Raw genomic sequence first — 22165 nt, 5'->3', positions numbered from 1 at the left:
GTATTCTAGGGTGGGTTTCCCCACTTCGAACTGGCGCTTGTAGGCCTGACTTAACACCTTAGAGAAGTTCTGCTCATCTTGGAAAACCGGTTGGAAAGCATGCCGGAATCCCAACTCAATGTTGTGGCTTTGCATGAAACTCAGTACCTATCTGCCAAGTGGCGAATTTCTACCGTCCCTATCTTTGATTCCAAAAGGGCATATCACCTGTCGCAATGCTAGTTATGGTGCCGTCCAAGTTCACCACCAAGATTTGGGAGTTGCCGTTTTCACCCATCGCTGGGACAGTCAGCGCAGTCCCATCTGGTGACCACAATCGGTGCGACCGAGAGTATTGGTCAAAGAAGGGTAAGAACTGCCGGGAGAAAGTTGGTGTTGGCTCGAAAGTAGCCAGTAACTCCGAGTTACCTGTCTCGATATTTATGACCCAGAGGTTAAGCAGTAAAGGGCGTTGTTGTTTTACTCGATAACGTGAGCCATCTGTCCGTATTTTCGCGAAAGATTTGTTTGCAGTTGACGCAAACTCACCAGCCTGGCCACCCGCACGGGTCAAATAAGCCAGGTGTTGACCAGTGGGTGACCAGAAAAATGCAATAGCNTTCCCATCAACGAGCTGTTCGGTTGATCCTGAGTTAGGATCGATAAGATCTATAGGGCCAGCAAAAGTAGCATAGGGCTCCCGAGGACTCATTACTGCTAAGACATCCTTGGTTGGGTTCCAGCCTAACGCTACATGTCCTTTGTGTTCAAAATCCTGAACATCCAGGGAATCGGCATTGGTAGGGCGAACTAATATTTTGTTACCAATTTCGGTTGAGGATTTCGCATAAGCAACAAACTTTTCGGTATGCGAAATGGCAGGAGCTTGAAAAAATCCTGGGTCATCCAAGTCAACAATCACTGCGTCATTTACGATATCTATGAAACCAAGTTGGGCCCCAAAACCAGCAAACCCGATATGGACCAACATTTGGCTACTGTTAGCAGCCCACTGCCAGTATAGAGGACTCCCTCCCGCCAATGTTCGTTCAAAATTATCTCCCACGTTGGCAAGATGTAGTGCCAATACACTTTGGGCATTGTTTGCTAGGAAGCTGACTATTCGACTGTTTGGAGACCAATAGAGGTAGAAAGGTGGTTCAGCTTTGCTTGTGTAGAGCACAGATTGCTCGACACTATCTTCAGTAAAGGTAAAAACTACAACAGCTCCCTCATTGTTACGATCACGCACTGCAGCTAGATTCTGCCCGTCTGGCGACCATGCTGGAAACCTGAACAACTCTGAGTCTCCTCTGGTAAGTAGAACAAGGTCACTTCCATCAGGTTGAACAGTCGCGAGCTGACCCTCCAAAGTAACAAAAGCAATTCGAGAAAATGTACCAGTCTGGGCCAAGGCAGGTGCCATAATCCCAAGAATTATGATCAGACAAAAAAAGTTTCTCACAAGGCGAGTTTAGATCATATAGCCCACTGACGTAGCAAGATTGCTAGGCTATTTGGTTTTTCACGCAAACAGTTACTGTCGCCCCTCTGCCCGGCTCGCCTTCTCAGCAAACTCGCGAGCAAATATCTTCAGTTCGGCAGACATGGGTTTGTTACCAGTGGCGCTTCCGTAACTATCGGCAAGTGATATAAGCGTCTGGAAAACAAAATCATTCATGTCATCGACCGTCATATCTACGGTCCAAAGGTCGATACGCATCGCGTTGCGTTCCACCCCATCCCATAGCGCCAATATCATAGCTTTAGCCTGCTGGGAAGTTGGTTCAGGAGCGTCATCAGCCTCCCAACGGATATCCTGAATTCCCTCATCGTCCATGGAAACCGACACGTGTATGTCCGAAGTTGTCATATATGGCATCTTAATATGGCAAACCAGGTTTTTCAGTAGATTTTATGTTTTGCGGTATTCCTTAGCCTCACCGCACCAGAAAAATTGCTCACAAACACATACGGTTCTTGATCTCAGTTTGTACATCACGATATGCCTTGACACGAATGCTTGAAGCGTCAGACAAAATCTAACCCTATTTCAAGCCGAAATAGGACACTATTGCCCGACTCCCTAACGAACATGTCTGACTTCAACACAGGTCATTCTGCGGTATCGTCCCAATGAGTGGGGGGTTATAGATAATGAAAGGACTCATCCTCGCAGCGGGACTCGGCACCCGGTTACGACCCATTACCAGCTTGAGACCAAAGCCTACGATTTATGTAGCCAACAAACCTCTTATCCACTACGGAGTTCAGGATCTTATCGAGGTCGGCATCACTGAGATCGGTGTAGTAGTAAACCAGGTCACCGCAGAAGCCCTGAAAGAAGTACTCACAGGGTTCTCCGATACAAACTTCGAATTCATTTTGCAGAACCAACCGAAGGGCCTGGCTCATGCCGTTAAAGTGTCAAGAGAATTCCTTGGCGACGAACCGTTTGTCATGTACCTAAGCGATAACATCTTCGAGAAGGGAATTAGAGATTTTCTTGAGGCTTTCAACACTGATTCGGATGTCAACGCGGCTTTAGCGCTGGTTCCAGTTGAAGACCCAAGGGCCCTGGGGGTAGCTGTAGTGAAAGGGGACCGCATCACGCAACTTGTTGAGAAACCAGAGGTCCCTCCGAGCAATCTAGCTATAGCAGGTGTTTATGTTTTTGACACTTCTATTCATGATGCCATAGAGGTGTTGGAACCAGGTGCCAAGGGTGAATATCAAATCACAGACGCGATTCAACTTCTATTAGACTCAGGGGGAAACGTGCGACCAGTGCTAGTTGATGGCTGGTGGAAAGACACTGGTAAAGCCGAGGATATTCTCGACGCCAACCGCCTTCAGCTTCTTAATCTCCGCAGAAGAATAGAAGGTGAGGTCGAAAACACCCAGATCACTGGTGACGTGGTGATTGAATCAGGAGCAATTGTACGTGACACGACTATCTGCGGACCAGCCATAATAGCGTCAGGTGCCGTCATAGAGAACGCATATATCGGGCCTTTCACTACTATCGGTAAAGAAGTTTCTATTTTCGAGGCAGAACTCGAGTACACCGTGGTTGGGAATCGCACCCGGATCAAAACTATCGAAACACGGCTGCAAGGAAGTCTTATTGGTGAGGATGTCGAAATCTGCGGTGATTCTAGTCAACCCAATACCCACCGCCTGATCATCGGTGACAATAGTAAGGTCACTCTACAGCAACCATAGGCCTTGGTGACAAACTCTTTCCTAACGGAGATTTAGTCGAGTGATATCCCAATCGACGTAACGTTAATAGGCGAAACTACAACCTTGATAGTAGGAATTTTATTAGTCCCGATCTCTTATGAATTTGGGGATTTAACCAAATTAGGGAGCCCGAAGCCGGCTCCCTATNAAGGTGAGTACTTTTATAACTTTAAGGCAGCTAATTGAGCACCGGCGTTACGGCTTCAGCGTCTTCCTCTCCAGTACGAATTCGATAGACCTTCTCCACTGGCAAGACAAAAATCTTGCCGTCACCGACATCACCAGTCCTTGCCGTCTGTAGAATCACATCAACAGTCTTATCAACAAAGGGCTCTGTTACGCCAATATCAAGACGGATCTTTTCCGTTAAACCCATTTTTACCGTAAGACCCCGGTACGTCTCGACCTTCTCTGTCTCCCCACCATGGCCCTGAACCTGAGTAACAGTAATCCCGTGGATTCCGTTCTCAAAGAGTTCAGTTAGAACGTAATTCAGTCGCTCTTTACGGATGACAGCAGTAATAAGCTTCATCATGACTGGTTCTCCAAATTACCCGTGGCTACCTGAGCGGCCTTGGTCGAAGTGCTGATAGGGATCAGTAGGGCTCCTTCACCGTCACCGTAAGCTTCCTCACCATGCATCGGCACGTCAAGACCTTGCTCCTCCGGCTTTTCCTCTGCACGGAGTGGCACGAACAGACCCACAATACGAGCGATGATAAAGGTCCCTAGGCCACTAAACACTATGGCTACCCCTACAGCAACAAGTTGAATAATGAATTGATTGAAGCTACCAGACACCTCGCCTCCCCACGCTGTAGAGACAAACACACCCGTCAGGAGGGCACCGGAAATACCCCCTAATCCGTGGGCGCCAAAGACGTCTAGTGAGTCGTCTAGACTTGANTTGCCACGCCACGTAATGAAAGCGTAGCTTGGAAAGGTCGCAATCAAACCAATAATGATGGCGGCCAAAGGCGATACCACGCCAGCCGCAGGCGTTATGGCAACAAGGCCAACAATAACCGCCGTTGCAAGACCAACTGCAGTTACCTTCCCAACACGGAAAAGATCGATGATGGCCCAAATGACTATTGTGGCTGCTGGAGCAAGCAGCGTGTTTGCGAGTGCAAGTGAGGCAATACCATCAGCGGCGTATGCACTACCACCGTTAAAGCCGAACCAACCAAACCACAGNAGACCAGCACCAAGCAACGTAAAAGGAACCTGATGGGGGAGCATAGCTTTTTTTCCATAATCGCGACGCTTGCCAATCATCAAAGCTAGTACAAGTGCAGCTACTCCAGCATTGATGTGTACTACCGTGCCGCCCGCAAAATCAATNGCCCCAAGCGTNGATAAGAACCCGCCACCCCAGACCCAGTGGGCTAGAGGCCCATAAATCACCAGACTCCAAAGAGCAATGAACAGCATGAACGCACTGAAACGCATTCGCTCTACCACCGCACCAGAGATAAGAGCGGCAGTGATAATTGCAAAGGCCCCCTGGAAAGCGAGATCAAGGATTGCTGGCACACCATCACCCGTGAGACCGACATGGTTTAGGAATGCGAATTTAAAACCACCAACGAACCAATTACCGACATCGTAGGCAAAGCTATAACCTAAGAGGGACCAGGTGAGACCGACGACTCCGAGTGACACGAAACTCATCATCATGGTGTTGAGAGCGTTCTTACGTCGAACCAATCCTCCGTAAAAGAAGGCCAAACCAATTACCATGAGAAACACAAAGGCAGTAGAAACAAGAATCCATGCCGTAGCTGCAGGATCGAGGGTGGATTCCTGAGCAAACGCGTTGCCAATCACCATCAAGGTAGGTAGAGCAAAAAATTTCTTCATTCGGTTACAACCTCCCACTAAATCAGCTGAGGTGGAATTTTTCCACCAAGTTGCTCGATATTAGCAAAATAGTTGCTTGGTGTCAATCACAAATGCGCCATGAAACCACTTTGTATGCGTAAATGATCCCCGAATGTTACTAATTTATGTTTCTTGTTCACATTTTAGTTAACACCGTGCACATTTCAACCTCTAGTTAAATCCAACCATGTTGTCATTACAGGGACCCGGCTAAAAAGTAAACCCGAAAGTTCATGATCCCGCAACCGACCATAATCCAGATAGAATGCATTGCTATGCCTAAAGATAACCAAGTCACAAATGTACAAATATTTGAAAAAAAACTAGCCGCATATGCTGAGGTGGCGGTTCGTGTCGGGCTAAACCTGCAACCGGGACAACGGCTCATCATCGATGCTTCAATAGAGGCTGCCCCAATGGTGCGTCGCATAACCTCAGAAGCTTATAGAGCTGGAGCCGAACTAGTAGATGTTCTTTGGAATGATCCCAGCGTAACGCTGACACGTTTTAACTTTGCCCCAGACGACAGCTTCGACCTTGTTCCTTCATGGCGACGAGAAGCCATGACTCGTGCAGGGGAAAGGGGAGATGCCGTAATATACGTCGGTTCACCAAATCCTGATCTTCTCGCTGATCAGGATCCCGAACGAGTACGCCGCCACCAACGCGCAGGTAATGAGGCAATGCGATCATTTAACGAATCTCGAGACCGACAGATGGTCAACTGGACAATAGTGACTGTACCCAGCGATGCCTGGGCCGCTCGCGTATTTCCTAAACTACCCACAGAGGAAGGAAAGAGGCGACTGTGGGACGAAGTTTTCAAAGCCGTTCGCGTTGATAACACTAATCCCGTAGCTGCTTGGGACACTCACATAGGCACTCTTGACCGAATTCTAAAACACCTTAACAGCCGCCGCTACAAACTTCTCCGTTACCGGGCACCTGGAACTAACCTAGAGATTGGACTCCCACAGAAACACTGTTGGATGAACGCACGATTCCTAACCCAGCGTGGCACATCCTACATTGCCAATCTCCCAACCGAAGAAGTGTTCACTAGCCCACATCGTAACCACGCCGAGGGTGTGGTTAGGGCTTCAATGCCACTGAGTTACGGCGGAGTACTAATCGAGAATTTCGGCTTACGCTTCCAAAGCGGCAGAGTAGTAGACGCTTGGGCTGATAGCGGCCTCGAAACTCTCGAAGGTATTCTCGAAACCGATGAGGGAGCACGCCACCTGGGTGAAGTAGCTCTAGTCCCAAATTCTAGTCCCATTTCCCAATCAGGATTACTTTTTTTCAATACTTTGTACGATGAAAACGCTTCAAGTCATATGGCTATTGGTCGCGCTTTCTCTTTCACCCTCAGTGGGTGGGAATCACAAAAGGACAAGGCCCTTGAGAAAGCCGGAATCAACCAGAGCCTCACTCACGTAGACTTCATGGTTGGTTCGGAAGAGATGAACATCGATGGGGTGAGAGAAAATGGCTCTGTTGAGGCGATTCTCCATGCAGGTGAATGGGTATCATGAAAAAGGCAAAAGTTGCATTCTGTAAGCCGCTAAGCAATTGAATCATAGTTGGTTTTGAAAATGAGGCCTAGCCTTTAAAAAATGGTTGTGGTCTACGATAACTTAGGCTCCGCCATAACCACTCAACCGGACCAAAATAGAAGCGCCTCAACCACCAAATACTAATTACTATTTGTAAGGCGAAGATCACTAACGTTATGAGCAAGCCCAGCGCAGGTCCGATTTTGCCATAGAAACCCANTCCGTAACCGTGAAAAATAGTCACTGCTATAAGGGTCTGGGCAAGATAATTACTTAGAGCCATTCTGCCTACCGCAGCCAAGGGCACAAAACGATCCTCTGCCCCAGGAGAAGCAAGAACAAGCATAAAGACAAACATGTAACTTGCTCCCAGCAAGGGCCCAGCAAAACCGTATGTGAAAAACAGGCCTAGGCCCACTGTCCAATCAAGTAGCAAAAAACCATACAGAGCTTTAAACAAGATGGCAGCTGGCAACAGTATCAAAACTAGCTGGCGCAATCTAGGTAGGTGCAACACTGGAACTTCAAGAAATCCAAAGCGACCTAGAAGCAACNCAATAATAATCCACCCAAAAACAACCGGTAAGAAAATTAGGCCCTCCATTAACTCTGGGAAGCGAGCGCTAAGCAAATCAAAGTACGTCCCAGAACTATAGAGTTGGACGAGTTCCAATACCACCGTAAAATTTGCCCCAACAGGATCTCCAACCGACAGAACCAGAAAAAGAAAAAATGTTGTCAAAACCAAGAAGAGAACAGTAACAAAGCGGAATAAAAACCGGGTAGTTCGCAATGCAAAGGCGAGTAGGGCCAAAGCTGCAAAAGCGTAAACAAGGAGTATATCGCCCCTCCAAAGACACAACGCGTGCACCAAACCTATAGGGACCAGCCAAGCGTAGCGGCGAAAAAGCATAGGCCTTCTATTTTCTTTAGTGCGAAGCTGGATTGCTATTCCAACTCCCAGAAGACACGCAAAAATAGGAGCGAAGGCACCCTCANCAAAAACCCTAACGAACCACTCTGCCATCTGGTCTACCGGAGATTCCCAAACAGTCATAGGCACTGCCCTCAAAGTCGGTCCAGCAAAATCTAGCATGTTGACAAGGAGAATGCCGAACAGTGCTAAGCCACGCAATATGTCGATACTCAGGGACCGGGCTGTCGGTGGAATAGGTCCTAAACGACCTAACATTTCTACCGGTTTACTCACTCCGGCTTTAAAAGGGGAAATAGAATTACGTCACGGATCGATGGAACGTCGGCTAGTAGCATAGCTAGTCGATCAATACCCAACCCAAGGCCCCCCGTCGGGGGCATACCGTACTCCAGTGCAACAAGGTAATCCTCATCAAGGGGAGGGGACTCCTCATCACCAGCTTGACGCAACTGCTGTTGTAGTTCGAAACGCTCACGTTGATCTAGTGGATCATTAAGTTCAGAAAATGCGTTGCCCAGCTCCATTCCCACTGCTACCGGTTCGAAACGAGCAACTAAACCAGGGCGCTTAGGGTGTACCTTTGCCAGCGGACTAATTACCTGTGGATGATCCATGACGAATACAGGCCCGACTAGGTGCGGCTCTAAGTAAATATCATAGAGCTTATCCATCACCTGATTGAACGCTTGATTCCCAAGTGCTTCTTCGCCATCTGCTGGTGGGTGATGATCATGCACCCATAAACGCAGCTGCTGCTCATCGAGGAGATCGAATTCGATACCCATGCGCGTTGCAAGCTCATCGGTATAATCGATCCGCGGCCACGGTGGGGTAAAGTCCAACTTCTGTCCCTGATAGGTGAGAATCATTGATCCGGTAATTTCCTGCACTAGCTTCGAATACATATCTTCAACAAGCTCCAGGATCTCAAGGTAATCACGTCCAGCCCAATACAGTTCAAGCATCGTGTATTCCGGATTGTGCTTGTGACTAAGACCCTCATTACGAAAGTTACGACCGATTTCATAGACTGCCTCGAACCCACCGACGATCAAGCGCTTGAGGTGTAACTCCAGTGAAATGCGCAAATGAAAGTCGTAATCAAGAGCATTGTGGTGCGTAAGGAAGGGCCTTGCTTCGGCACCTCCCGGGATCGTTTGCAATACCGGAGTCTCAACTTCGATGAAGCCCAAGTCATCTAAATGGCGACGTATGAATGACACGGCTTTACTGCGTAATACGAAAGTGTCTCGCCTGTCAGGGTTAACCATCAAATCGATGTAACGTTGGCGATAACGAACTTCCTTATCAACGAGACCTCGATGCTTGTCTGGAAGGGGACGCAATGACTTTGCCAACAACCTAAACGAATCAACTCGCACGGTAAGTTCCTTAGTCTGAGTGACAAAAAGACTACCGTGGACCTCAATCCAATCACCAAGGTCAACTTTCTTAACAGAAGTATAGTTCTTAAGCTGGTCCCGCTGAAAATAAGCTTGAATACGCCCTGACGCATCCTGTAGCGTGGCAAATGTTACTTTACCCATTCGACGGAGTAGCATTGCCCGGCCAGCAATCACGACCCGCTCCTCAGGAAACTCTTCCCCTGCCGTTATTTCCGAGCGAGCTCTATGAAGCTCAGCAGCACTATGGCTAGAACGGTAGCGGTGAGGATAGGATTCAAAACCGCGCTCGCTCAAAGACTCTAAGTTCCTGAGCCGCTGCTCGCGCTGCTCCTGGAGCGACTTCTGCGACATGAACGTCAGTTTACGTTAATTCGCAAGCGTTGAACACACGCTAGGGTAATTCAACGGGCTAAGTCTACAAAAAACCACTACAGATAACGTTATCTGTAATCCGGTCAATTTATCTCTTCCACTAATAGTGGAGCTGTAGTCACGGTAATTCGTCGACCTGGGATGCGTTTTACAAATTAGGTCAGGTTAGTTAAAGATGAGGTCAGGTTTAATGCCCACATTCGTGTTATTTCGTTGATAGCATTGACCGTGTTTAGAGAACAGTTTGACGCCTTGGCTTTCCTTTTCGCCACAAGCTTCAAGGCTCTCTGGGAGAGTACCTTAGAATAAATTGGGTTTATATTTATCTGTTCCATACAGTCCACTAACGCTGATTGGTGAGGAAAGATTTGCTTAAGTGGCTTACTCTTACACTTCTATATAATTAATCCATTTTCTTGCTAGTAGTCGCTGATGGATGTCGCTTAATTGCCTGGGCAATCTCAAGATATTGAAGTCGCATCCTAGCGAGATCTACTATCGGTTCGCTCCCGTTTGGATATTCAGGTGACCACCGACGAAGCCAGCTACCCTCCGGGTCATGCTGCATTATTTGGCTCTCGAATTATTTGGCTCTCGAAATTGAAAACCCGAAAATACGGTACTGCGTCGACACCTAAACCGCCAGCCCACTGCCAACCCACAACGTTGCTCGCTAAATCACCATCTATTAGGCAATTTCTAAAGTATCGCTCCCCCCATTGCCAAGGAACAAACAAGTACTTAACTAGAAATTGTGCTGCTAGCATTCGAGCCCGATTGCTAATCCAGCCATTAGTCCTAAGCTCCCGCATAGCAGCATCCACGACCGGCACACCAGTCCGGCCTGATTTCCAAGCCTCGAACTTCTGTAAATCATGACGCCAGGGAAACTTAAGCCACTGCCGATCAAAAGGCAATATATAAAGTTGAGGGTAATTTAATAGTAAATCGGCACAGAAATCACGCCAAAACAGCTCAGCAAGCCACTTCTCGGAGCCGGGACCAGACAATTTGGTCACGACGGAAGCAGCCAATCGAGGAGATAGTACTCCAAGCGTGAAATAGGGGGAAAGATGGGAGGTTCCCCTCCCATCTAAAGCGTTTCGAGTTTTATGGTAATTCTCAACACCATTAATCAAGAAGCTGCCCAATAATTTTAGTGCTGGCCCCTCTCCTGCTTCAGGAAGGGAGCAATCAATAGGTTCATCTGGTATTTCTCCAAGAGAAGTGGTCTGAGGACCGGGAATCACTTCAGGTGACGGTAGTGGATCCGGCCAAGGAAATTTTTTGGCCCGGCGAGCATAAGGACTAAAAATAACATAGGACGTCGAGTCATTCTTCACCACGGTTCCAGGCTCATACAAATAATTCCCAGCATGCCAAAAAATAGGTATCCTCAAAGACATCTCTGTCTTTTTATCCCACACTTGGTCATCTGGGCTGTATCTCTTCAATGCACGAACCGCGGTGGCAGAAGTCTGAGTAGCTAAAGCAGGCAGAACCTCCCACGGATACCCGCTTTTGATTATTAACGTACCGCCCCTATCCCGATAGGCTCTAGAAAGTTCTCTTAAGTTCATGTTAAACCAGGCTTGTCGACGAATTGAAAAGTAGTTGCGTTCTCGGGGTTCTATAATTACTAGGCCCAGACAAGGTCCTCCCGCGACAGCAGCATTAAGAGCTGGATGATCGTGCACCCGAAGATCGTTACGGTGCCAGACAAGTTCCATACTGCCAACCTAAGTCGGAAATCATCTTCAGCTCAGTAGCCCACAACCAGGTTAGATAGAACAAGAAGACGACTTTGCCAAATATCAATCTCTTTATATCAAAGCAAAAATATCTGAAATATGATTCAGAGCCGACCGGAAAGAAAAGAAGTATCGTTTAGCTCCTTTCTCTAAAATTACAACCTATCACTCACCCCGTAAACGGTGAAATTTGACTTGACCTTGACGCACCATAAATCTGCACCTACACTACAAAGCGAGAGAAACGACTTATGGCGACTCAAGAGGATAAGAAAAACGAGGGTAGTGCGACACCTGTTTCAGTGTCATACGAAAAAAGTCCTACATTGGAAGGCATCCTGGCGAAGTTAGACCAAGGATTTCCAGACAACCAACCAATACCTGAAACAATTGCCAGAGTAAAGGCCCACTATCGAGCATTAATTAAGAACAACACGAAACCGGAATAGAGAAGTCTCTAAGCATGTACCGTAAGACGGTTAGTGGAAAAACCCTATGAGTTATGTCTATGGCAACTCATAATCCGCAAAAAACGGCTAAAATCACTATATCCCGAGACCTCCAGATTTGCATCTTGGAATTGAAGCTAGTTGCCTATCAAAATATACGTTAGACATTGATGGCGCAAAACTTACCTAGCCAGACAAAACCTTGAAACAGGTAATAAGGTCGCCATTCTGAGGTACATAGTGAAACAATTAAGCTTTTTGACTTAACATATATGGACTCATAGACCTAACTTTGGTTTCCCAAAATACAATCTTAATCTACTCGCCGACGGCTCCAACTTTAAACATAAGGTAAACATAGATTGCTACTAGAAGAGTAACAAATAACCCCACTACAAAGATGACTATACTGTTCATGTCACCGGTTCCTCATAGCGACCTTAAGGTACCCGCCAAAAGCAAGTATCGAGGGTACCCAGATACCTACAAACACGCCCTCATCTTTCTGTCCAGAAAACCAAAGATAGACTGAGAAAAGAAATGATATGAATGCAGCGAACAATAGAATATAGTCGGTAATTTTAAGCACGAATTCTACCTCCAGAATTGGTCTTAAGCCTCTTTTGCGCAGTGTAACTCACTGTCACCATAGTCTGCCTTATCTACACGTCAATTGGGTCACGGTTACGATCTCCAGGAAAGAATTTACCAAGGATGTGGACTCAGCACCGAATTAATTCTTTTGGTTACCCTTGTTTTCCAAAACTCAACACGAAAATTAAAATAACAATCAAATGCCTGGTAATTAATTATAGAGGAAAATACTATTACGCATCTCCAACTGACACATCTTCCTCCCCAACATCAAAACCCAATATTGCAAAATGTAAAAATTTAGAGAACCCCACTAGGACTACACTTTTTTTCGAGCAAAGCAATGTAAGCTCACTAGAATTCTCGGCAGAATTAAAGACACCAGTGCCGATTTAACTTAAGGTGGTGTCCCAAGTAAATTGCAGGCAGAATAGAAAAGTCATGTTTAGGCTGCAATTTGCGATGAGCCTAAGAGACTTGTTGACATCTTGAGTAAGCAAAGGATTAATCATGTCTAGCCTAAACCTGTTTACCCCCCATCCACTACTGTTTATATTGGTAACTGTTTTAGTTATTAGCTGTTACGGTGTTGCTCAGCCTCCGCACGTCAGTGAGGTTTCAGTGAAACAGCTCCCTAGGCCAATAACAACCTTTCCGCCCGTTATTGGACGTAATTTGAATCGTGTTGATTACTCCCTACCCGAAGATTTTGAAGGTCAATTCAATCTCATCTTTCTAGCCTTTTCTCAGGCCCAACAAAACGAAGTAGACACTTGGCTTCCGTTCGCTAAAACCGTCGAAGAAAATCTGCCAAGCATGTACTTTTACGAAATACCTACCTTAACCAAAGCCAACGGTCTGTTCCGAAATATTATTGAGGGTGGCATGCGCTCAGGCATTAAAGATCCCGAAACTAGAGCCCGGACCATCACCCTTTATCTTGACCGGACGGATTTTCTAAGAAACCTTGGAGTTTCATCTACAAGTTCGATCCTTACTCTTTTAGTAGAGAAGGAAGGCGACGTTTTGTGGATGGCCGAGGGGACTTACACCGATGAAAAAGCACGAAACGTTTATGAGATTATAAAGTTAGCCAGTCAGTATGACGAGTAAACTAAGACTTGATTCGTACTATCTAGGTAAATATCGTAGTTACAACCGAACTAAAATACCTGTACCAAATGGACTTGTAAAACACCGAGAACCCCTAGAAACAGTTATCAACAAGGTTGCCTGTACTTTGTAGCTGCAAATTGCGTCTATCCCGGCAAAATACAAAGGGTCAACTTCATTGTTAAATTCCTCTGATTTACCTCTATATCCCGCACCAATTTTAGGCTTTAGGAAAATCCCAGGCAACCTATTGGTCTTTAAAACCCTCACTCAATAGACATGACGACGTATTCTGTTTCTTTTTGACTAATAGTTACTTTGAAATGATCGCCTTCCTTGTGCCCCATAGCAGCCTTTCCCAAAGGTGATTCATCACTTACTTTGGGAATCTTCCCTTCAAGCACACCTGCTTCGATAGGCGAAACCAGCTGGATTGAAAATACTTCCTTAGTCTGAATCTCCTGCAGGGAAATAACGGCCCCAAGTTCAACCGACTCCATCTTGTGTTCCTCAATAATAATGGAACGGTTAAGCTCGTCTTCTAATCTATCAATTCGTTCTTCGATGCGAATCTTTTCGTGCTTGGCTTCCTCAAGTCCCGCATCGTCATAGTCGTCAGAAGACCCAGTCAACTCTTGCAAAATCTCGGTGGCTTCCTCAAGCCTACGGTATTCTTGCTCGAGATTACCGCTCAGGCGCTCAAAGCCTTGCTGTGTCAATTGAACTTGCCTTCTCATCTCCCGTCTCCCATCTCATACAAAGCCAACACATCTAATGAGAAGTCTTGCCCCCCACAGTTCCAAACAACCTACTAAACTTTCGATTCGCTCGAGTCTACCACAAACATATGACGTTCCTGGTACTTTGTTCAAATTGCGATTTAGCGTGGAATTTTTTCTTAAACATCAAATAAATATTCAAAATTTCACATTCTGGCTTTTCTCAGGCGTAAATCACCAGAACTTCGTACACTTTGGAGACGATGTTTCGCTATTTCGTCTTTATCTTTGTTGGCACCCTCTTAATTACAGTTGGGTGCCATAGGCGTGTACCCGCTATCCAAATCTCTAATGTCGATCCTTTTGAGGCCACAATTCTCGCTGACTACAGAAGTTACCGAGAAGCTAATTTGGCAAAAAACTTTGCAACTATGTCAACTATCGCAATTAATAACGCTGGTTTTCTTGGAGTTCGAGCGTCTTTCGATCTTGCCCGCACCTCAGCCTTAAAACCAAGCGAACGATTAGAGCACTTTGAACGAGCCCTGGCCCGCCGAACTGAAGATCCTCTAGCACGACGGGAAAATCAGGAGTTGATGTTGGAGTTAGCCCGGCTCGCTGAGAAGTCAGGTAATACTGAGAAGGCATTGGCTGCCTACGAAGATTCTCTTCCGCTTCCCGATGCGAGAAAAGGCTTAGAACAACTTCACACAAACCCTTACGATCTTAGTCGCAGCTACTTTAAGGGGAGATTATATCAAGATGCCCTAAAAGCCTTAGGTACCTTGCAAGCTCCTTCTATTGAAGGTCCTTCTTACCAAAAGCTGGGTCAACACGAAAACGCGCTTGACGCCTTTGAACGATGGCTAACAGAACAACCGGGTAATGTTGATGCCCTCTATGGCGAGGCTTGGTCACACTTTCACCTCGGAAATATCGAGGTAGCTAAAGGGAAGTTACTCAACCTCACTGGTTCTAATGCTCTTTACGGTCAGGCTCTAATTGCTAATCGCGAAGGTAACGTAGACAAAGCTGTGACACTATTGATGCTCAGCGGTAGGTCACCCCACGCCTGGCTAGCAACTGGCCTTCTTGAAGCAAAAGATCGGTATTCCGATGCACTACCGATCTATCTGCATCTTGCTAAAAGCGAGACACACTACAATGACGACGCTGCATACCGGGCAATGATCCTGGCTCAACGATTAAGCCTTGAGGATACTGCCCGTCGGGCGAAATCCCTAATCCCCAATGATTCTTTTTTTGGGCTCAAGGTTGGTAAATTTCCGTATGTACCTAAAACCTCTCATTTACCAAATCTTCGCCCTCCGGTCATCGATCTAGCAGCAGCACTCGCAAAGGCTGGGGATATAGAGTCAGCCATTGGTGAGCTGAAACTGAGCCTTAATTATTCTGACGATGAGGCGACGATTGTCGCTTTAGGTGAGGCTCTCCAAATGTATGGAGAGTACCGCCAAAGCCAGCGCAAAGCTGCTAGTTTTGTCTCCCGAGGCAGCACCGATCTCCGAACTTGGAAATTAGCCTACCCACAGGCCTACCCTGAGTTAGTCTTGATCGAAGCTAACCAGTACAATCTTGAACCAGCAATTATATGGGCAGTAATGCGTAGGGAATCTGCATTCTATCCAAAAGCAGTATCTCGGTCTAATGCGCAAGGCCTGATGCAGGTAATACCCTCAACTTGGAATTGGCTTGCCGAACTAAGAAGCGAAAAACCAGGTGACCCATTTAACCCAGCATTGAATATTAAGTACGGTAGCACCTACCTAGCTTGGTTAATGAAGCTCTTTGAAAATGATCTAGAGTTGACTGTAGCATCGTATAACCGCGGTCAAGGTTATATCCAACGACTATTTGAAGGATCAGTTGTTGGCAGAGACAAAGATGAACTATACAGAGAAATAGACACTTTAGAGACCAGAGAGTATATGCAGAAAGTTATGTTGTCCGTAGCGATCTACCGAGAACTATACAACTAATTTAGTACTCTTCGCGAAACAATTTAGTAAGGAAATAACATCTAATCCCTAGTTGGCAACTCAGGTATTGACAATACGCTCGCCAAATATATAAAATTCACTTCGATGGCTAATCTATACTAAATTAGTCTGAATTAAAAAAGGAGTTTATGTAGTATGAAACAATCCAGCTTTAGGGTATCTCTTTGCTTTCTAGTTGCCTTTCTTGTGGGCACAAGTACTGCGCAGGCACTAACAGTTTATTCTGGTCGTAACGAGGCCTTCGTTGGCCCCGTTATCGATGCGTTTGAAATCGCAACCGGAATTGATATCGAAGTCCGTTACGGCAAATCATCTCCACTAGCAGCCCTTCTGCTCGAAGAGGGTGCAGCCAGCCCAGCTGACGTATTCCTTTCGCAAGATGCAGGAGCCCTAGGGGCAGTAAGCGAAGCACTACTTCTTGATGTACTACCAGATGGCATTCTTAACCACGTAGAAGCCCGTTTTCGGAGCGATAGTGGACAGTGGGTTGGAGTAACTGGGCGAGCTCGCGTTCTAGTTGTTGGCGCCTCGGTTCCTCAAGCTGACTATCCCGCGAGCGTTTTCGACCTAACTGATGAGAAGTATCGGGGTCGGGTAGGTTGGGCTCCCACTAACGCTTCTTTCCAGTCTTTCGTAACAGCCATGCGCAATATTTACGGAGACGCTCAAACTGGCGATTGGATTCGTGGCATGATCGCTAATGACACACAGATTTACCCCAAAAACACCCCTCAGGTTGACGCTGCTGGCCGGGGCGAAATCGATTTTGGACTGGTAAACCACTACTACCTTTACCGCTTCACGAGCACCGATCCCGACTTCCCTGCTCTCAACTACTATCTACCTGACGCCGACATTGGTTCCCTTATTAACGTTGCTGGCGCTGGCGTTCTGAGCAGCAGCGACAACAGTGAAACGGCTCTCCGATTTATTGAGTTCCTGCTTTCGCACACCTCACAATTGCACTTCGCATCTTCGGTTAACGAGTACCCACTGGTTGAGGGCGTACCTGCCAATCCCGGCCTCGTACCTCTTAGTGATCTTGATACCCCAGATATCGATCTGTCGGACCTATCTGACCTTCAAGGCACTCTTGACCTCCTACTGGAAACAGGGGCTTTAGACTAAGCTCCCAATCCCTTTTTGTTCCCCTTCTACCGGTTACCGAAGCCTAGGTAGATCGAGGAATAAATCCCCCTCACCGCTCCGCACCTAGCAGTGAGGGGGATTCTTTTTCACGAAGCAAGCTAGGGACAGAACAACTAATAGGGTTAATCTTGAGTATCAGAAGTTATTACAAAAGGCTTATGGAGGGCGGAACCCTTTCCGCTCAAACTTACCCAACGGAAATCACCTGCTGGCACGCACCACACGATTTCTCCCAAGATCTTTAGCTTGGTACAAAGCATCATCCGCGCGTCGTATAAGCTCCTGCGCAACCTCACCATGCTCGGGGTAAGAAGCCACACCAACAGAGATCGTAAGGCTATCCATTAACCCGCTAAAACCCTCTATCTTGAGTTGACAGACTTGGCTAACCAATCTCTCGGCTCTAATGGCTGCCGATACGAGGTTAGTCTCCGGAAGCACTATGAGGAATTCCTCGCCGCCATAACGACAGGGGATATCCCGAACCCGAAAGGTCAAGTTCATAAGGCAACCCAGCGCCTTGAGCACTTTGTCACCAGTCTCATGGCCGTAACGATCATTGAATAATTTAAAGTGGTCGATATCAGCGATGATTAATGACACTGGCTCACCAGTACGCCTAGCATGGCGGATCTCGTTGTCAAGTACCTGTCCAAGGTATCGACGATTAAACATCCCAGTTAAGGAGTCCCTAATAACCTGCTCCTCGAGCGTAGCACGCAACTGAAGATTAGCAATTACTAGGGACAGTACTTCAGCAGCTCCTAAGAACATTTGTTTGGCGTCACTAGAAAGAGCATCACCAACATGTGTCGTACCTAATATGCCTATATCTCGTCCCTGAAATACTAGTGGGCATTGCAGTTCAAAAGAATCTATTTGAGCCGAGTTGAACGGTAAAGCCTCTGTTTTAGAAGTCCAAGGCTCTGGCTCACTTGGTTGACCTGCTACGTCCCAAGTAGCAACAAGTTCGCAGTCACTATCATCAGGATGGTAGAGAAAAAGGGCGCCCATGGTATTAGGCAAGAGTGCCTGGAACTTTATCCGTAATTCTTTAAAGAAACTCTCATCGAGGCGATCACAATGCAACAAAGCAACAGTCAGTTCATTCATTAGGATTACCTGCTGCCTTGAGTCGGCCTCGGGACTTATGAGAGGACGCAAATCCAGCATCCTTGGAGGTTTAAGCTCCCTGAACGGACTAAACCAGTGGGTTCCTTTATAAACCTGTAATGGTGGTCCATTTTGGCCGTAACCCTTGGTTTGTCATAAAACATGCAATATTATCCCATGCATCTGTTATTAGTGACGTTGCTACCCAAATTTTACCGAAAAGAACTCACTAGGCTGATTGGCTGTAAATGGTAGGAAAGCTGCCTAAGCCCACTAATTAGTCTTCCATTAAAGCCAGAAAGCTTTAAACTAGTCTTTAATGGGATGCCTACGCTTATGCATTAGATTATTGACTTCTCTTTTGTTTCTGACCCTAAGCTTTGCGCAACAAGAGGTAGCTACTTCCTTGGCCGTGCCTTCTACTGACCTTACACCCATCGAAGTTGTACGGATTCAGATTGCTGCTCTGCAACGCAATGACGATCCATATATAGATGCGGGAATTTCCCTTGCATTCAGCTTCGCCTCACCGAGTAACCGGAGAAATACTGGTCCAGTCAATCGCTTTGCTCACATGATCAAAGAAAGCTATGGAGTAATGCTGTATCACGCGCAAGCAGAATTTAGCGAGGCCGAAATTTTGGGCAACGAAGCTCGGGTGGGAGTTATTCTAACTACACCAGAAGGCACCCGGCACGGTTTTATGTTTGTTCTGTCAAAACAACTTGGAGGGCAATACTCCGGTATGTGGATGACTGACACCGTTTTTCGCTTTAGCGTTTCAGAACCTAGTAGTACCTAATACAAGGTGGTAGCCCAGTTGGTTAGTGCCCTACCAACGTCGGGCAAGCCCCATACTTTCCCCATTACCACCGCAACTCTATGCCACAGAAAGATAAAGTTGAATCAGGCATTAAATGTGAAGATCTGGGGCATAAAGCGAGCATCAGGTTTTTGCTCCGAATCTAGTTCTATGAGGGGATCCATTACCTTGGCCCATTTTTTGTGTGCTGGCGTATCCCATAAGCGGGGGAACGCCTCCTGATCAATCACCTCGGCGTAAAGGTAAAGGTATGGTTCCATGACAAAGGTGTGGATCTTTATGATTCCGCTTTCTTTAAGTGCTTTTTCCAGCTCTGGCCAATGTGTCGGGATCTGGTCGTGGTGCCGAGTATACTCCTCGAGCGCCCCTGGTTTAAGGCGAAGTACTAGGCCTTGCGTAATCATGTTGTCACTCCTAACTGTGGTTATCCTCTACCTATTGTCTCACGATCTGATGGTTTAAAACCAAGTTGATTAGGAAAAATAACCTAATCAACTTGGTTTTAAACCACTTGGCAAAGGACTTGTATATGCCTTACCACCGCTCGCCTCGTTGAGATCTTCCTTAGCTCGGACAAGGAGTTCCGGCTTTGTGAAAAGATCCCATCCAGCCAAGGCAAGTCCCTTGGCAGCAAATATCATGCCTTTTAATCCAATAGTGGATCCAGAAGATGCAACCGTTTGCCAACTATGACCCGGAGTCCCGAGCGGCCAGCAAGTAGTAGTTATTTGGCCAGTTGGTGTAATCCAACTAACATCTCCCACTTCCGTAGAGCCACTCCCTCCTTCCAACTTGCTTTTATGAGGTAGGACATGTTCCCATAGTGGATTTTGAAGGTCGTTTTCTGATATGCCTTTTTTGGCTTTATGTTTTATGGCTTTAAAGGAATTCTGAACAGCACCTTCGGGAAAGGTATCCTGTAGAGCTTTTGCGAATGTTCGTTCTTGCTTGGTGAAGTATATTCCTCCTGCCGCCTGCATCTTTGCTAGCAAGAGGTCAGACAGAGTGTCGTTGGGCAACAGGTTGTAACAGCCAGTGACAAATTCAACTTTGTGATTGGTGCCAGTCATCAAGGCAGCGCCTTTAGCAACGTCCAGCAAGCGAGCATAGATCTCTTCAACCTGGTCTCGAGTCGGTGCGCGCACAAAGTACCACACCTGCGCATAAGCAGGAACCACATTGGGAGCCTGACCACCGCTGGTAACCACACTGTGTATCCGTGCCTGTTGAATTACGTGCTCACGTAGGTAGTTGACACCTACATCCATTAGCAATACCCCATCCAGAGCACTACGACCAAGGTGCGGCGCCCCACCTGCGTGGGATGAAATGCCATGAAAAGAAACCTTAAAAGAGTTCATTGCTAGGGAAGTATTACTCCAAACGATATTGGAGTCGCTCGGGTGCCAGCTCAGGGCAGCGTCAAGATCATCGAACACACCGTCACGAGCCATGAATGTTTTACCAACTAGCGTTTCTTCTGCTGGGCACCCGTAAAAACGAATAGTTCCCCTTACACCACCTTCCTCCATAGCTGTTTTTAGGGCTAAGACTGATGCTAGGCAAGCAGTGCCAAACAGGTTGTGACCGCATCCGTGACCAGGACCTCCAGTATGAATGGGTTCCTTTTCGTTGTTTATCTCCTGCGAAAGACCGGGTAGCGCATCATACTCACCGAGATAGCCAATAACTGGGGTACCTTTACCCCAATGAGCCACGAAGGCAGTTGACATCCCCCCAACACCCCACTCGATGTGAAACCCGGCAGCCTCGAGCTCCCCCGCCAATAAAGCTGATGCGAATTCTTCTTCAAGGGCAACTTCAGGCCGTCTCCAGATTTCCGTAGCGAGACGGACTAGATTTTCTTCCTGATCATTAATGTTTTTGAGGATCATTTCTTCAGCCGTCATATACATAGCCGCCTTTTTTAGGGATTACTCCTGCGATCATTAGTGGAGCGACTGCCTCTGCGTTACCTACACACAAGCTTGAAATGCGCTTATTTTAAAGAGAATAGCTCTGCTCATTAAACTTCCCCTTGTTTTTACATTTGAACAGCTTTAACCAATGTCTCTACCAACAACCTTTCATCCTCAGATAGTGGGCCAGCCTGCACACTATTGACGTTAGGCCTAACCCATTTCGTTCTGCGAATGGCGGTAATGACTTTATCGACATGAGGATGGAATAAGGAGTAACGCAATAGTAGGTCTGCAAGCTGAATCTTATTGACACCACTTGCAGCCCCTTCAGCAACCATTTTGTCTAGAAACCATCCTCGGATGAATGGTGAGCAAGCATAGGTTTTCCAACCAAGGCTTTCTTGGCTAACCTTAAAGTGGGGTGCGACTTCAGCGGCATTATAGGCATTCAATGGACGAACCATGAATGAGAACGGATTATGTTGCTCAAACCTAGCTAATGTGGTTTCGTCAGGAGACCAAAATCCCAGGTCAGTGATATGTCCTTGCCGCTGCCAATCTATGACCAGTGCTTCCATTCGAGCATACTTGTCCGAGATGCCGGTGTCGAGGTCGTGAATGACTAGAGCATCAATCCGATTCGTTCTCAATTCGCTAAGAAGCTGGTCGAGATGTTCAGGCCGGAATTCAGTGGGCCGCTCAGCGCTGTCTGCTGGTGCCATAGGCGTCAAAAAATTCCAAGCGATTAGATAAGCCTCGTCCCGCCGACCTAGTTCTTCAAGAGCCCTACCAAGGGCTACTTTTTCAGGAGAAAGAGTTGTGTCAAACATTCGAATTCCTGCGTCGAGACAGGTACTTACGATTTCTCGGGCTTCGGCTGGACTAGGAATAGGGTCATTACCCATGGTGCTGAAAAAACTGTGACCACCAAGGATGAGAGGAACTTCTTCGTAATTACCCATAAGCTTCCAGGCCGCTGGCAAAGTAATGCATTACTACCTCCAGAATCAGTTCGGAATTTAAGGAACCTGATTACGAAAGGTTCCACCAAAGGTCTCTCTCCGAGTATTTTTTGCGGTATCACAATAGAAGTTGTGATACTCAACCACATTATTCTATCGCATGGCGCTG

General features: G+C 46.8%; 18 protein-coding genes and 1 pseudogene. 7 read left to right on the top strand and 12 right to left on the bottom strand.

Annotation, left to right across the window (positions count from 1 at the left end; genetic code table 11):
• Positions 1 to 178: 178 nt before the first annotated feature.
• Positions 179 to 1405: a hypothetical protein gene (locus tag CMO31_05005; protein ID MAZ53358.1), complete on the bottom strand. Its 1227-nt coding sequence runs from the start codon at positions 1403 to 1405 to the stop codon at positions 179 to 181.
• A gap of 111 nt (positions 1406 to 1516) precedes the next feature.
• Entirely contained in the window at positions 1517 to 1852 is a 336-nt protein-coding gene (locus CMO31_05000; GenBank protein ID MAZ53357.1) for a gliding motility protein GldC, read from the bottom strand.
• A gap of 284 nt (positions 1853 to 2136) precedes the next feature.
• On the opposite strand from CMO31_05000, the gene CMO31_04995 reads away from it, so the two are divergent.
• The gene (locus CMO31_04995; protein MAZ53356.1) at positions 2137 to 3204 is read left to right on the top strand and encodes a glucose-1-phosphate thymidylyltransferase; all 1068 of its coding nucleotides are present in this window, start codon (positions 2137 to 2139) and stop codon (positions 3202 to 3204) included.
• Positions 3205 to 3403: 199 nt separating this feature from the next.
• Here the strand turns inward: CMO31_04995 and CMO31_04990 are convergent, their stop codons facing one another.
• Together CMO31_04990 and CMO31_04985 are read right to left on the bottom strand one after the other, a co-directional pair.
• Positions 3404 to 3757 (bottom strand): transcriptional regulator, encoded by a 354-nt coding sequence (locus CMO31_04990; protein ID MAZ53355.1) that lies wholly within the window; start codon positions 3755 to 3757, stop codon positions 3404 to 3406.
• The gene (locus CMO31_04985; protein MAZ53354.1) at positions 3757 to 5088 is read right to left on the bottom strand and encodes an ammonia channel protein; all 1332 of its coding nucleotides are present in this window, start codon (positions 5086 to 5088) and stop codon (positions 3757 to 3759) included. Before CMO31_04985 ends, CMO31_04990 begins: the two co-directional genes overlap by 1 nt.
• Before the next feature lie 296 nt (positions 5089 to 5384).
• Between CMO31_04985 and CMO31_04980 the strand changes: the two genes are divergently transcribed.
• Positions 5385 to 6644 carry an aminopeptidase gene (locus tag CMO31_04980; protein ID MAZ53353.1) on the top strand — a complete coding sequence of 420 codons (1260 nt, stop codon included), beginning with the start codon at positions 5385 to 5387 and terminating at the stop codon, positions 6642 to 6644.
• 67 nt (positions 6645 to 6711) lie between these two features.
• Here CMO31_04980 and CMO31_04975 read toward each other — a convergent pair whose 3' ends face one another.
• From CMO31_04975 to CMO31_04965, 3 genes and pseudogenes are all read right to left on the bottom strand, one after another.
• Positions 6712 to 7857, bottom strand: a complete 1146-nt coding sequence (locus CMO31_04975) for a hypothetical protein (protein ID MAZ53352.1) — start codon at positions 7855 to 7857, stop codon at positions 6712 to 6714.
• Between the two features lie 14 nt (positions 7858 to 7871).
• Complete coding sequence (gene lysS / locus CMO31_04970) at positions 7872 to 9359, bottom strand: lysine--tRNA ligase (protein ID MAZ53351.1); 1488 nt, start codon at positions 9357 to 9359, stop codon at positions 7872 to 7874.
• Positions 9360 to 9783: 424 nt separating this feature from the next.
• Positions 9784 to 11110, bottom strand: a pseudogene (locus CMO31_04965) (deoxyribodipyrimidine photolyase).
• A gap of 272 nt (positions 11111 to 11382) precedes the next feature.
• Here CMO31_04965 and CMO31_04960 point away from each other — a divergent pair.
• Positions 11383 to 11580: a hypothetical protein gene (locus CMO31_04960; GenBank protein MAZ53350.1), complete on the top strand. Its 198-nt coding sequence runs from the start codon at positions 11383 to 11385 to the stop codon at positions 11578 to 11580.
• Between the two features lie 1104 nt (positions 11581 to 12684).
• Positions 12685 to 13287, top strand: coding sequence for a hypothetical protein (locus CMO31_04955; protein ID MAZ53349.1), 603 nt, complete (start codon positions 12685 to 12687; stop codon positions 13285 to 13287).
• Positions 13288 to 13553: 266 nt separating this feature from the next.
• Here CMO31_04955 and CMO31_04950 read toward each other — a convergent pair whose 3' ends face one another.
• On the bottom strand, positions 13554 to 14024 hold the full coding sequence (locus CMO31_04950; protein MAZ53348.1) for a transcription elongation factor GreA: 471 nt from the start codon (positions 14022 to 14024) through the stop codon (positions 13554 to 13556).
• Positions 14025 to 14269: 245 nt separating this feature from the next.
• On the opposite strand from CMO31_04950, the gene CMO31_04945 reads away from it, so the two are divergent.
• Together CMO31_04945 and CMO31_04940 are read left to right on the top strand one after the other, a co-directional pair.
• Complete coding sequence (locus CMO31_04945; protein ID MAZ53347.1) at positions 14270 to 16006, top strand: hypothetical protein; 1737 nt, start codon at positions 14270 to 14272, stop codon at positions 16004 to 16006.
• A gap of 156 nt (positions 16007 to 16162) precedes the next feature.
• Complete coding sequence (locus CMO31_04940; GenBank protein ID MAZ53346.1) at positions 16163 to 17155, top strand: iron ABC transporter substrate-binding protein; 993 nt, start codon at positions 16163 to 16165, stop codon at positions 17153 to 17155.
• A 222-nt stretch (positions 17156 to 17377) separates the two neighbouring features.
• Here CMO31_04940 and CMO31_04935 read toward each other — a convergent pair whose 3' ends face one another.
• Entirely contained in the window at positions 17378 to 18349 is a 972-nt protein-coding gene (locus CMO31_04935; GenBank protein ID MAZ53345.1) for a hypothetical protein, read from the bottom strand.
• A 259-nt stretch (positions 18350 to 18608) separates the two neighbouring features.
• Between CMO31_04935 and CMO31_04930 the strand changes: the two genes are divergently transcribed.
• The gene (locus CMO31_04930; GenBank protein ID MAZ53344.1) at positions 18609 to 19091 is read left to right on the top strand and encodes a DUF4864 domain-containing protein; all 483 of its coding nucleotides are present in this window, start codon (positions 18609 to 18611) and stop codon (positions 19089 to 19091) included.
• A 104-nt stretch (positions 19092 to 19195) separates the two neighbouring features.
• On the opposite strand, the gene CMO31_04925 is transcribed toward CMO31_04930, so the two are convergent.
• The 3 genes from CMO31_04925 to CMO31_04915 form a co-directional block, all read right to left on the bottom strand.
• Complete coding sequence (locus CMO31_04925) at positions 19196 to 19516, bottom strand: hypothetical protein (GenBank protein ID MAZ53343.1); 321 nt, start codon at positions 19514 to 19516, stop codon at positions 19196 to 19198.
• A gap of 87 nt (positions 19517 to 19603) precedes the next feature.
• Positions 19604 to 21022: an amidohydrolase gene (locus CMO31_04920; GenBank protein ID MAZ53342.1), complete on the bottom strand. Its 1419-nt coding sequence runs from the start codon at positions 21020 to 21022 to the stop codon at positions 19604 to 19606.
• Positions 21023 to 21156: 134 nt separating this feature from the next.
• Positions 21157 to 21996, bottom strand: coding sequence for a hypothetical protein (locus CMO31_04915; GenBank protein ID MAZ53341.1), 840 nt, complete (start codon positions 21994 to 21996; stop codon positions 21157 to 21159).
• Between the last annotated feature and the right edge of the window lie 169 nt (positions 21997 to 22165).

Source organism: Trueperaceae bacterium (assembly GCA_002707365.1).
Taxonomy (GTDB): Bacteria; Deinococcota; Deinococci; order Deinococcales; family Trueperaceae; genus UBA6957.
Note: the sequence above shows the minus strand (reverse complement) of the source record. Positions and strands in the feature narration are given on the sequence as shown.